This window comes from Bacillus sp. JKS001846, from assembly GCF_900176455.1.
Taxonomy (GTDB): Bacteria; Bacillota; Bacilli; order Bacillales; family Bacillaceae_G; genus Bacillus_A; species Bacillus_A cereus.
Genome location: NZ_FWYG01000001.1, coordinates 446,517 through 459,318 on the forward strand (window position 1 = coordinate 446,517; position 12,802 = coordinate 459,318).

A 12,802-nucleotide genomic window follows, 5' to 3' on the forward strand; every position below is an offset into this window, starting at 1 on the left:
AGAAGGTTACCTATGAGAGGTAACCTTCTTTTTATAATTATTGTACTTCTATTACTTGATTTACTTTTTGTAACGGTTTGTAACCGTGTGCTTCAAATGCCTTTGCAAATTCATTTGATACGGCAGTGCTATATAAATCTTTTGCAGCTTGTACGATGTGAGATTGAAGTGATTCAAAGTCTTCAGCGGAAGTTGCATAATTTTGCAATGCACGCATAACAACTTTACTTACTTTTTCATTGCCTTGTTTTTGGACAGCAACACTGTTATATGTTTTACCTTCAGCTAATTGATATAATACGTGACTGATAATACCAGAATTCACGTGTGATTCTTGATTATTACCATCGTTATAGAAATCTTGTAAATTTGTATATAGTTTATGACCGCCGTCACCAATTTCCCTTGGGATATCACGAATTGTTAGGCCACCTAATGTATCGCCCATAATCCAGTTTCCTTTATCTTTCTTTACGTAATATTCGATTTGTGTACCCCAGAAATCCGCTAATCCCTCGTTTAGTGCAGATGTTTCAGCGCTTGGATATCTCACGACTTTATTTTTCGTCGTGCCACTAAATACAGCATGTCCAAATTCATGAGCTGTTACATCAAGAGCGGATGTTAGTTTTCCGTCTAAACCATCACCAAATACCATTTGGTTCCAAGCGGGATGCCAAAATGCATTTACATAGTCTTCTTTTACACCATCACTAACTTCAGTAGAATCAAAACCGTGTACACTAGCGACAACTTTTGAATCTTTATTGTCGTAACTTTTTAGATTATGTTCTTTCTTAAAGTAATCGTAAATATCACTCATGTTCTTCATAGCGCCCGCGGCTTCTTTATCTGCAAAATTAGGAGTACTACTTGAAATTAGTGTCCCTGGATAACCAGCTTGACTATATCCCCCGAGGGAATCGGCGTAGTTTGCATTATAAATATAAATACCATTTCCGCGTGATAAATCCGCTAAATAAAATTTTCCATCAGTTCCTTTGGCAATATTGAAAGAGATGTTTTCTTGAAGTGCATTTTTCCCAGTTCCTTGCTCACTTGCGGGGGATAATCTAGGTGATGTTACTTGATTTATAGTCTTATTCTCTTTGTTTTTAATGAATTTTTCTTGGAAAAGTACTTCGCCAGTTTTTAAATCAACTATAGCATTGCCGTTTATAATTTGTTCATTGTTTTCATAAGTAAATGTAATAACAGTTGCGAATGTATAATAGCCATCTTTTTTCTTATAAACAACGGTTTCGCTAGAGAATTCTGTCTCAACTGCATCACTTGGAATTTGAACTATATCGCGTAATTTAGATTTTACTTCATTTTTCGACAAAAAATTTGTTATAGTAAGATTAGGTTGTTGATTTAAATTTTGAACAACTTTACCACTAACAGTTGTGATTACTCCATTTTTATCTACTTTTACAATGAGATCTTGGCCATATACTTTATAGTTTTTATATGTTTGTGCAAGGCGAACTTCGGTTTGATTTTCTTTGGTTTCTTTATTTGTAGGTTGGAAATCTACATTTTTTTCAGTAGTGACTTGTTCTTGTTGAGCTTTCGCCCCATTTACCTCACCTTTTAAATACTTTTTAGCAATATTTTCTTTCGTATCATTTTGAGGTTGTGTTAATTTACCGATTGTTAAACCAGGCTGAGCAATTTCAACTTTGACTGCACCTTTGTCTAATTCTTGAGCATGAATAGCTTCTGTTGATAAAGGGCAAAGAAGACCGAATGTAACGAAAGCACTAGCAAGTTTTCTATAATTCATCTATAACACTCCTAATCTATTATTGTATGTGAGATGAATTGTATGAAAAATTTGCCGAATTTTATATATATTATGCATTATTTCATATCAAAAATTGTCGAATTCACATTATTGTAGTGGTATGACAACTCAAAAAATTAGATTGTTCTAATGGGATGGTGAGTAAGTATGCACGCAGAAAAATTAGGAAGTGAAATTAAGAAAATTAGGGTGATGAGAGGATTAACACAGAAACAGTTATCCGAGAACATATGTCATCAATCGGAAGTGAGCAGGATTGAATCGGGCGCGGTATACCCAAGTATGGATATATTGCAAGGTATCGCAGCAAAATTACAAGTTCCCATTATTCATTTTTATGAGGTACTCATTTATTCTGATATTGAAAGAAAAAAACAGTTTAAAGATCAAATCATTATGCTTTGTAAGCAAAAAAGATATAAAGAAATTTATAATAAAGTATGGAATGAGCTGAAAAAGGAAGAATATCATCCTGAATTTCAGCAGTTTCTTCAATGGCAATATCATGTAGCAGCTTACATATTAAAGAAAATCGATTACGAATATTGTATTTTAGAATTGAAAAAATTGTTAAATCAACAGTTAGCTGGAATAGACGTATACCAAAATCTTTATATAGAAAATGCGATTGCAAATATTTATGCTGAAAATAGCTATTTTAAGAAGAGTATTGAGTTATTTGAAGATATATTAAAACAATTAGATGTATTGCATGATAATGAAGAATTTGAAGTGAAGGTAAGATATAATCATGCAAAAGCATTATATTTAGATAATCAATATGAAGAGTCACTTTATCAAGTAAATAAAGCTATTGAAATATCATGCCGAATTAATAGTATGGCATTAATTGGACAGCTATATTATCAAAGAGGTGAATGTCTAGGAAAGTTGGAGTACGATGAGGCAGAGGTTGAAGATGCATATAAAAAGGCAAGTTTCTTTTTTGATATATTAGAAATGCATGCATATAAAGAAGCGCTCGTAAATAAAATCAGTAGATAAATATCCTAAAAAATGGGTATGCATAATTGCATATAATAGGGATAAATTTTCATGATATATTAAAATAAAAAATGTGGGTGATGGAATATGAAGAAATTACTTATTGGTAGTTTATTAACGTTAGCGATGGCATGGGGTATTTCATTAGGCGATACGGCATTAGAGAAAAGCCATATAATTTCTCATAACGATCAAGAGGTACAATTAGCTAAAGATTTACCTTTTGAATATTAAAAAACAACCGTCTTACTTAGGCGGTTGTTTTTTTATGGAGTAACATCCAAACGTCTTTACTAGAAACAGGTTTGCTAATAAAGAATCCTTGAATGTGATCACAATTTTGTTTATGTAAAAATTCCCATTCTTCTGCTGTTTCTACACCTTCTGCAATCACTTTTAAATTTAGTTCTTTTGATAGTGTAATAATGGAAGAGACAATTGCTTCTTCTAAAGGACTAGTTGTAATTCCACAAATAAACTCTCGAGCGATTTTTAATGTGTTGATTGGATATTTTGTTAAATAAGCTAAAGAACTATAACCAGTACCAAAGTCGTCGATTGAAATTTGAATACCGAGATTTTGAAGTTGTTCTAGTTTTGCAACTACAGATTGATTTTGATTAATTGCGATGCTTTCCGTAATTTCAATATCTAGTGCTTCTGGTTTCAGTTCTGTCTCTTCCAACACCTTTGAAATAGTTGGGATTAAATCTGCATGGTTAAATTGAACAACAGATAAATTCACACCAACTTTTAAGTGAGAAAAACCTTGATTATGCCATCTTTTTGCTTCTAAACAGGCAGTACGTAAAATCCAATTGCCAAGTTCAATAATAAAACCAGTTTCCTCTGCTAGAGGGATAAATTGGGCAGGAGATACGATACCGAGTTTTGGATGCTTCCAACGTATTAATGCTTCAAAACCGATAATTTGTTTTGTTTTTGTGCTTACTTGTGGCTGGTATTCAAGGAAAAATTCATTTTGTTGTAATGCTTTTGAAAGTTCACCTTCTAAGAATTGAATTTCATTTTGAGCGATACTCATTTCTTTTGAGAAGAAAACAAATCTGTTTTTTCCATTTGCTTTCGCACGATACATAGCCATATCAGCATTTTTCATTAACTCATTTACATCAGTTCCATAATCAGGGTACATCGCAATTCCGATACTTGGTGTAATAGAGAGTTCTTCGCCTTGAATGAAGAATGGTTTGTTTAAAATAGTTAAAATCTGTTCAGCTATAAAAATTGCACTTTTTTCTGAGTACATTTCTGGTAATAGAATTGTAAACTCATCTCCACCTTGACGAGCGACGATATCTTTTGAACGCAAGCAACCGCGTAATCTTTTTGCTACTTCAATTAATAATAAATCTCCGACGTCATGACCAAGTCTATCGTTAATTTTTTTAAATCGATCTAAATCAAGGAATATGACGGCGACATCATTTGCGTTAGTTTGAGCTGTATTTAAAATGGCTTTTAAATCTTTTTCGAACTTTCGGCGATTTGGTAATCCAGTAAGTGCATCGTGAAAGGCTAAATGTTCTACTTGTTTTTGTTTTTCATATAAGGTGGTAATATCACGTGCTATCCCAAACATTCCGACCACTTCTTTGTTTATAAAAGTAGGGATAAGTGTAATATGAAGATAATAATAATAGCCTTCTTGTTCTTTTGTCCGAACTTCTAACGTTTGTGGCCTACCTTCCTTTGTAATTTGTAAAGCCTTCTTTAGTAGTTCGTGGTCTTTTGAATCAATGAAGTGTACCAGAGAATAGCTTGCCACTTGGCAATAATAGGCAGTAAATAAGCTTTCGCAAGCCTTATTAGATTGTTGAAAAATGCCATTCATATTTAAAGAGAAAACGGCATCGGGATGATCTTCGAATAAAGACTTATAGCGTTGTTCACTTTTTGATAATGCAAATGCACCTTCTTCAACTTCATCCTCTAGTTGTGTAGTCAACTGTTCATATGTAAGGATTAGTGCTTGATTATCTTTCCACATGTAAAGTTGCCGCAAGAATAACAAAATAAGTGATAATACGAGACCAATTAACATAAATTTATCATCCCAAGGTTGAATGATAATAAAGGAAAAAGTAATAATTATACTAAAATAAGGTAGTATAAAACGTACATAATCGAATCGATAATATTTTGCTTTCGTTTCATGTTGCATTGGTTTATCCAAGATATATAGTATGGAAGAAAGTCCAATTAATAGAATAGAAGCAGTGTGTATTAAATAATTAAATTCAGGAGAAGTTTTCATCCCAAAATTTAATTGAAACAGATGAATGTAACCGTATACGAGTATAATAGTGAAACCGATAATTAATGCGATTCTACTAGAAGAATATTGTTCTCTTCTATAAAGACTAATAACGGCGTAAATTACTAATGATTGTGCAATAAAATAGCCAATTAAAATCCAAGTTTCCTTTGTTAACATACGGAAGCTTGAAAGGTCCAAGATAAAAGTTAAAGTGAAATAAATGTTCATAATAACAATAAAGATGCTATCGAATGAAAATTGAGCAAGACCCTTAATAGAGTAAATTTTTATAAACTTTATAGCAAATCCAACAAAGAGTAAAACATATTGTATGATAAAAAAAGGTAATGCTTTATATGAGAATATAACTTGCTTATGAATAGAAAGTGAAGGAAGAAATAAAGTTATCTCCATAGCTAACCCGCATAGACAAGTACATAATAATAAAATCCAAAATAATTTATCACCATGCGTCATTTTTCTAATCGCTTTACATAAGCAATAGCAAGAAAAAAGTGCAGCGAAACAGAATAAGAAAAGAATCCCGATTTCTTTTATATTCGACTCATTTGGTATAAGGAATATCCAAAGAGCAAATATAAATATGTATATTATGACAGATTGTATATACTTTTTTTGATTAATCATATTGTGACTCCGTTTCAATAAAGTTGAATCTTGGGGAGAAAATGCTAATTTAAATAATAGCATATAAAATAGAATATTTTTTACTATAAAAATTACTTTTTTGAAAAAATGGTGCAAAGTTACAATTTACCACTGTAACTTTGCACCACCTATTCTTTTCATTCCTCTTATAGCAGAAAGTTCATCTATTAATTGGAATAGTGCTAAGTCTTTTTGTTTACTTTCAATCATAATATCGAAATTATGATTGTTTTTTTTCGCAATGTGTAAGAAGGGCTTAATAAACTCTAAATCGATATATTCAGCATGGGCCCTAAATTCTTTTTCCGATCTCGGGGAGGAAATGTGAACTTTAGGAGAGATATTTGTATGTGACCAAGTTTCAAAAATTGCAGGAAGCAACTCTTCTAGTGGTTCTTCGCAAAGATTGGCCATATGATGATGATAATCAAATACAAATGGGATATTTTCTTTTTGGCAAATTGATAAAGTTTCAGCGGTTGTATAGGTTTTATCATCATTTTCAAGAGTCATTTGTTTTTTTATATGTGTAGGAAGTTTTTTTATGTTTTCATGGAAGCGCTCAATTGCCTTTTCTTTATTTCCATAGGCTCCACCTACATGAATATTAATGTAAGAAGAATCTGCAATGCCTATAGCATCCAATATTTTATAATGATAAGTCATATCCGTAATAGCGTTAGTAGTAATATGTGGCTTGTCGCTTGTAAATAGCGTAAATTGATTTGGATGAAAACTTATTCGTAAATTGTGTTCTTTAATTAAAGCCCCTATTTTACGCCAAAGTGGTGTGAATACCCCAATATAGTCAAACTCGACTTCGGGATGTGTTGCAAGTGGGACGATGGAAGACGATAGGCGATATAGTGGGATTTCATGCGCTATATTGTAATGAAGGATACGTATTGTGTGCTCTAAATTTTGCTTTATAACATGGTACAGTTTGTCTTCTCGTTCTTGCTTGCTAAGTTTCTTAAAACTTGTAAACGTCATTGTTTTGGCAGGAGAACAGTCCCAGAGTGCCATTGCATGTGAGACATATCCAAACCGTATAATCATATGAGATACACCTCTTTTATTCATTGTTTTTCCTATAAAAAGAAAGCAAGTACTGTTCCAATCCATTCCTTTCCTCTATTGATAAGAGAAGGCGGGTTTACATCGCTATATGAAAGTACGGATGCATTCTCTAGATCTTCATGAAATTTATTTTTTACTGTTTGAATGAAATGTTTATTATATAACAGGCAGTTTATTTCATGGTTAATATATAAACTTCTCATATCAAAGTTTGCAGTTCCGATATCACAAATATCATCGTCCACTATAATAATTTTGGCGTGAAAAAACCCTTGTTGAAATGCATAAATATTGCAACCAGCCTGTATTAATTTTCGGCAGTACGGGAATTTTGCTTCCCGAACGAGAGGGTGATCAGCTTTTTCTGGAACAAGAATTGTGATTTGAACCCCTCTTTCTCTTGCTTTTAATAAGGCATTCATAATTTTTTTTCCAGGAATGAAATATGGCGTACCGATACAGATTTCTTTTTTTGCTCCGTTAATTAAATGTAAAAAAGTATGCTGTAAATAAGCACCATCAGTCGGAATAAATTGATGCAAGATGGTACCTGGTTGTTGTTTTGGAAAATAAAGAGAAGCATCCAATAAATTCTGTTTCGTATCATCAAACCAATCATGCAAAAATTGCTTTTGTAAATCTTGAACCCCTTCTCCTGTAAGACGTAAATGATAGTCTCGCCATAATCCTAAGTGTTCATTATGCCCTAGATACTCTTCGCCAATATTAAATCCCCCGATATAGCCGGTTTTCCCATCAATCACTGTAATTTTTCTATGATTTCTTTGATTGGCAGAAAAGAAAGGAAGAGGAAATTTTACCTTATGACAAAATGAAAAAGATACACCATGTTTTTGCAGGGAGCGAATAGCTTCGTTTGATAAAGAATGGCTGCCAAATCGATCAAGTAAAAGTCGTACTTCAATTCCTTCCTGAGCCTTATCAATCAGCAAATTTAAAAATTCACGACTGATTTTATCGTTTTTTACAATGAAGAATAAAATATGAACGTGGTGCTGTGCTTGTTTTATATCAGTAAATAAAGCGTCATATAAATCTTTCCCATATGTATAAAGGTGAAAATCACTTTGACGTAAAGGGAAAGTGCGAGAGCTTACCCGTTTTAAATGAAGAAGTCTCCCGTATGAAAGGTCAATTGTAATCCAAAGAGCAACGGATATTAACAAAAGAGATAAGTAGAGCATCAGTGAATTCCCTCCTTCGCATTCTTTTCACCTTCAGTATGTTACAAATGATACGGGTAGCACGGCTGTTATTATAAATTTCTTTAGAGGATAGTATGTTGCACTGATTAAAGTTTCACTTTATCCCGCTTTAACGGGCAGTAAGCTTCCCACCTCAAAAACTGTTGGATAAGTAGAAGTTAGTTTGGAAATCAACTGCCCGTAAAAGCCCGATTGGTTCAACTAATAATCAGCGGGGGAAGAACCGCCCCTACTGATTAAAGTTTCACTTTATAGTTTCACCGAAATAAACAGCTTTATGAAAAAATGTGTTGTTCTATAACAAAAAACTGTTGACTGAATGCTCACTCATTATATAATGGGGATAGGGGATATAATTCAGAAAATTATATATTTTTGAAGATTCAAAAAGAAAGAGGGCTTACAAAGAGAGGGGTAGCATAAAAATGAATAGCTTACTGATTATCAATTGGCTGGCTGCCATTGCTGTTATTGCTTATGCAGGATATTTGTTTGTATATCTTATACGGACGAGAATGGCCTACATACAATTAGGAAAAAAAATTGAGTTTGACCGTCGTTTTAAAGAGCGTTGGGATCTCCTTAAGGTCAATGTTTTCGGTCAGAAAAAGCTGCTGAAAGATAAGAAAAGCGGCATCATTCACGTTATGTTCTTTTACGGGTTTATTCTTGTCCAATTTGGAGCAATTGACTTCGTTTGGAAAGGACTCGCACCAGGATCACATCTTCCACTTGGACCACTATACCCTGCATTTACATTCTTCCAGGAAATTGTCACACTTGTTATTTTAATTGCAGTATTTTGGGCTTTTCATAGACGTTATGTAGAAAAGCTTGTTCGTTTAAAACGTAACTTCAAATCAGGTCTTGTTCTTATTTTTATCGGTGGTTTAATGATTTCTGTGCTACTTGGTAACGGTATGGGACTTATATGGCATGGCGAGGAGCTTTCATGGAGTGAACCAATTGCTTCTGCAATCGCTTACGTTTTTAGCGGGATAAATGAAACCGTAGCCATTTCAGTGTTCTATTTTTCTTGGTGGGTGCATTTACTAATTTTGTTAACGTTTTTAGTGTATGTTCCACAATCAAAACATGCGCATTTAATTGCAGGACCAGCTAATGTATTCTTCGGTCGTCTTTCAAACCCAGGGAAGCTTGAAAAGATTGATTTTGAAGATGAAACGCAAGAAACATTTGGTGTTGGTAAAATCGAAGACTTTAGACAAAATCAACTTATTGACTTATACGCTTGTGTAGAGTGTGGCCGTTGTACAAATATGTGTCCGGCAACAGGAACAGGAAAAATGTTATCACCGATGGACTTAATTTTAAAACTTCGCGATCATTTAACTGATAAAGGAGCTGCGGTAACATCAAAAGCACCGTGGGTTCCAGTAGTTGCCTTCAATAATACACAAGGAAATCAGTTAGCGATGATGGCAGCTGGAAAAGGGCAACAAGAATCAGCGTCTACAACGCTCGCTTACGATCCGAGTTTAATCGGAGATGTTATTACAGAAGAAGAGATTTGGGCATGTACAACGTGTCGTAACTGTGAAGATCAATGCCCAGTTATGAATGAGCATGTTGACAAAATTATTGACTTACGTCGATATCTCGTTTTGACTGAAGGGAAAATGGACGCGGAAGCACAACGCGCGATGACAAATATCGAGCGTCAAGGAAATCCGTGGGGGCTGAACCGTAAAGAGCGTGAAACATGGCGCCAAGGTGATGACGAAGTAACAGTTCCAACTGTAAAAGAAAAATCAAAAGCTGGGGAGGAATTCGAGTATTTATTCTGGGTTGGTTCAATGGGATCATACGACAATCGTAGTCAGAAGATTGCGATATCGTTTGCGAAGTTAATGAACGAAGCAGGCATTTCATTCGCAATTCTCGGTAATAAAGAAAAGAATTCTGGAGATACACCACGCCGCCTTGGAAATGAATTTGTATTCCAAGAGATGGCGACAAAGAATATCGAAGAATTTGACAAGGCAGGAGTGAAGAAAATCGTTACGATTGATCCTCATGCTTATAACACATTTAAAAATGAGTATCCGGACTTTGGCTTGCAAGCAGAAGTCTATCATCATACAGAATTGTTAGCTCAGTGGGTGAAAGAAGGGCACTTAAAGCCTGTTCACGCTATTGAAGAAACAGTTACGTACCATGATTCCTGTTATTTAGGAAGATACAACGAAGTGTATGAAGCGCCACGTGACATTTTGAAAGCGATTCCTGGAGTGAATCTTGTAGAAATGGCACGTAACCGTGAAACGGGAATGTGCTGTGGCGCAGGTGGTGGCTTAATGTGGATGGAAGAAACAACAGGTTCACGTATTAACGTTGCTCGTACAGAACAAGCATTAGCTGTACAGCCATCCATTATCGGTACAGGTTGTCCATATTGCTTAACGATGATCAGTGATGGAACGAAAGCGAAAGAGGTAGAAGAGAAGGTTCAAACTCTTGATGTGACAGAGATTTTAGAACGATCTGTTATCGGACAGAAAAAAGAAGCGATGTAGTTTGTAAGAATGTATACAACTTTAGAAAGAGGTGCAATGATTGCACCTCTTCTCAACGTAGGGATACCGAGCGAGCGCTCAGTGTTAAAAAATGAAATGGGGGAAAGAAACATGAATAAAACAGTTATTTTAAGTGCTGCAAGAACACCAGTTGGAAAATTTGGAGGATCTTTAAAAGATGTAAAAGCGACGGAACTTGGAGGAATTGCAATTAAAGCAGCGCTTGAAAGAGCAAATGTTGAGGCTAGTGATGTTGAAGAAGTTATATTTGGAACGGTTATTCAAGGTGGACAGGGGCAAATTCCATCGCGCCAAGCTGCGAGGGCTGCTGGAATCCCATGGGAAGTGCAGACGGAAACAGTGAATAAAGTTTGTGCATCAGGACTTCGTGCGGTTACGTTGGCGGATCAGATTATTCGTACTGGCGATCAATCACTAATTGTAGCTGGCGGTATGGAGTCGATGAGTAACAGTCCTTACATTTTACGCGGAGCAAGATGGGGATACAGAATGGGCAATAACGAAGTTGTTGATTTAAACGTTGCTGACGGTTTAACATGCGCATTTTCAGGTACACACATGGGCGTTTATGGCGGAGAAGTTGCGAAGGAAGATGGAATTTCTCGCGAAGCGCAAGATGAATGGGCATATCGTAGCCATCAGCGTGCGGTTTCAGCGCATAAAGAAGGGCGTTTTGAAGAGGAAATCGTGCCAGTAACGATTCCGCAAAGAAAAGGCGATCCTATTGTCGTTGCAAAGGATGAGGCGCCACGTGAAGATACAACGATTGAAAAGTTAGCAAAGTTAAAACCTGTATTTGATAAGACAGCGACGGTGACAGCTGGTAATGCGCCGGGACTAAATGATGGTGGTGCCGCACTTGTATTAATGAGCGAAGACAGAGCGAAGCAAGAAGGAAGAAAGCCATTAGCGACAATTTTGGCACATACAGCAATTGCAGTGGAATCTAAAGATTTCCCAAGAACGCCAGGTTATGCAATTAACGCATTGCTTGAAAAAACAGGAAAGAAAATTGAAGACATCGATTTATTCGAGATTAATGAAGCATTTGCAGCGGTAGCAATTGCAAGTACAGAAATCGCAGGAATTGATCCGGAAAAATTGAATGTAAATGGCGGCGCGGTAGCGATGGGACATCCAATTGGAGCAAGCGGAGCGCGCATTATCGTTACACTAATCCATGCACTTAAGCAGCGCGGCGGCGGAATTGGAATTGCTTCGATTTGTAGCGGTGGCGGTCAAGGGGACGCAGTGATGATTGAAGTTCACTAATTAAAGTTCGAGGGTATAAAATTTATTAACAATTAAGGGGGAAGAAAAAATGGGTGTACAAAACATTGTTGTAATTGGTGCAGGGCAAATGGGATCAGGAATTGCACAAGTATGTGCAATGGCAGGATATGACGTGAAGGTACAAGATTTAAAGCAAGAGCAATTAGATAGAGGAATGGCTATCATTACGAAAAACTTAGCGCGCCAAGTAGAAAAAGGACGCATGAAGGAAGAAGAGAAGGAAGCGACATTAAATCGTCTTACAGTAACGCTTGATTTAGATTGTGTGAAAGAAGCGGATCTTATTATTGAAGCAGCTGTTGAGAAAATGGATATTAAAAAGAAAATCTTTGCGAATCTAGATGAAATTGCTCCAGAACACGCAATTTTAGCGACGAATACGTCATCTCTGCCAATTACAGAAATTGCAGCGGTAACGAAGCGTCCGGAAAAAGTAATCGGTATGCACTTTATGAATCCAGTTCCAGTTATGAAGCTTGTTGAGATTATTCGTGGTTTGGCTACCGATGATGCGGTATATGAAGCAATTGAAGATATTACGAAAAAAATTGGGAAAGTACCAGTTGAAGTGAATGATTTCCCAGGTTTTGTATCAAACCGCATTTTACTACCGATGATTAACGAAGCAATTTATACGTTATATGAAGGTGTAGCGACGAAAGAAGCAATTGATGAAGTCATGAAGCTTGGTATGAACCATCCGATGGGGCCTTTGACACTCGCTGATTTTATCGGTTTAGATACGTGTTTATACATTATGGAAGTGTTGCATGAAGGATTAGGAGATAGTAAATATCGCCCATGTCCATTATTACGTAAGTATGTGAATGCAGGATGGTTAGGGCGTAAAACAGGTCGTGGATTCTACGTTTACGAATAA

General features: G+C 35.6%; 9 protein-coding genes. 5 read left to right on the forward strand and 4 right to left on the reverse strand.

Going from position 1 to position 12,802, the window contains the following annotated elements; all coding sequences use genetic code 11:
- Nucleotides 1-37 precede the first annotated feature (37 nt).
- A complete protein-coding gene (locus B9A45_RS02440; protein ID WP_016111032.1) occupies nucleotides 38-1,789 on the reverse strand; it encodes a M4 family metallopeptidase in 1,752 nt (583 codons plus the stop codon).
- Nucleotides 1,790-1,957: 168 nt separating this feature from the next.
- Here B9A45_RS02440 and plcR point away from each other — a divergent pair, with 168 nt between their 5' ends.
- Both plcR and B9A45_RS02450 read left to right on the forward strand, forming a co-directional pair.
- Entirely contained in the window at nucleotides 1,958-2,815 is an 858-nt protein-coding gene (gene plcR / locus B9A45_RS02445) for a transcriptional regulator PlcR (protein ID WP_000542919.1), read from the forward strand.
- An 87-nt stretch (nucleotides 2,816-2,902) separates the two neighbouring features.
- Nucleotides 2,903-3,049, forward strand: a complete 147-nt coding sequence (locus tag B9A45_RS02450) for a quorum-sensing peptide PapR (RefSeq protein WP_000734730.1) — start codon at nucleotides 2,903-2,905, stop codon at nucleotides 3,047-3,049.
- A 16-nt stretch (nucleotides 3,050-3,065) separates the two neighbouring features.
- On the opposite strand, the gene B9A45_RS02455 is transcribed toward B9A45_RS02450, so the two are convergent.
- The 3 genes from B9A45_RS02455 to cls all read right to left on the reverse strand — a co-directional run bounded on the left by B9A45_RS02455 (nucleotide 3,066) and on the right by cls (nucleotide 8,050).
- Nucleotides 3,066-5,744, reverse strand: coding sequence for a DUF4084 domain-containing protein (locus B9A45_RS02455; protein ID WP_016111031.1), 2,679 nt, complete (start codon nucleotides 5,742-5,744; stop codon nucleotides 3,066-3,068).
- A gap of 126 nt (nucleotides 5,745-5,870) precedes the next feature.
- Complete coding sequence (gene uvsE / locus B9A45_RS02460; protein ID WP_053513750.1) at nucleotides 5,871-6,824, reverse strand: UV DNA damage repair endonuclease UvsE; 954 nt, start codon at nucleotides 6,822-6,824, stop codon at nucleotides 5,871-5,873.
- 32 nt (nucleotides 6,825-6,856) lie between these two features.
- On the reverse strand, nucleotides 6,857-8,050 hold the full coding sequence (cls, locus tag B9A45_RS02465; RefSeq protein WP_084063835.1) for a cardiolipin synthase: 1,194 nt from the start codon (nucleotides 8,048-8,050) through the stop codon (nucleotides 6,857-6,859).
- Between the two features lie 446 nt (nucleotides 8,051-8,496).
- Here cls and B9A45_RS02470 point away from each other — a divergent pair, with 446 nt between their 5' ends.
- From B9A45_RS02470 to B9A45_RS02480, 3 genes are read left to right on the forward strand one after another with little or no spacing between them, the layout of a single operon-like run.
- On the forward strand, nucleotides 8,497-10,608 hold the full coding sequence (locus tag B9A45_RS02470) for a (Fe-S)-binding protein (RefSeq protein WP_084063836.1): 2,112 nt from the start codon (nucleotides 8,497-8,499) through the stop codon (nucleotides 10,606-10,608).
- 9 nt (nucleotides 10,609-10,617) lie between these two features.
- A complete protein-coding gene (locus B9A45_RS02475; RefSeq protein ID WP_100240226.1) occupies nucleotides 10,618-11,901 on the forward strand; it encodes an acetyl-CoA C-acetyltransferase in 1,284 nt (427 codons plus the stop codon).
- Between the two features lie 49 nt (nucleotides 11,902-11,950).
- Complete coding sequence (locus tag B9A45_RS02480) at nucleotides 11,951-12,802, forward strand: 3-hydroxybutyryl-CoA dehydrogenase (RefSeq protein ID WP_000538880.1); 852 nt, start codon at nucleotides 11,951-11,953, stop codon at nucleotides 12,800-12,802.

Excerpts from the sequence above, each read along its gene's own strand:
- B9A45_RS02440 (WP_016111032.1), bottom strand. The coding sequence starts at position 1,789 with ATGAATTATAGAAAACTTGCTAGTGCTTTCGTTACATTCGGTCTTCTT.
- plcR (WP_000542919.1), top strand. The coding sequence starts at position 1,958 with ATGCACGCAGAAAAATTAGGAAGTGAAATTAAGAAAATTAGGGTGATG.
- B9A45_RS02450 (WP_000734730.1), top strand. The coding sequence starts at position 2,903 with ATGAAGAAATTACTTATTGGTAGTTTATTAACGTTAGCGATGGCATGG.
- B9A45_RS02455 (WP_016111031.1), bottom strand. The coding sequence starts at position 5,744 with ATGATTAATCAAAAAAAGTATATACAATCTGTCATAATATACATATTT.
- uvsE (WP_053513750.1), bottom strand. The coding sequence starts at position 6,824 with ATGATTATACGGTTTGGATATGTCTCACATGCAATGGCACTCTGGGAC.
- cls (WP_084063835.1), bottom strand. The coding sequence starts at position 8,050 with ATGCTCTACTTATCTCTTTTGTTAATATCCGTTGCTCTTTGGATTACA.
- B9A45_RS02470 (WP_084063836.1), top strand. The coding sequence starts at position 8,497 with ATGAATAGCTTACTGATTATCAATTGGCTGGCTGCCATTGCTGTTATT.
- B9A45_RS02475 (WP_100240226.1), top strand. The coding sequence starts at position 10,618 with ATGTATACAACTTTAGAAAGAGGTGCAATGATTGCACCTCTTCTCAAC.
- B9A45_RS02480 (WP_000538880.1), top strand. The coding sequence starts at position 11,951 with ATGGGTGTACAAAACATTGTTGTAATTGGTGCAGGGCAAATGGGATCA.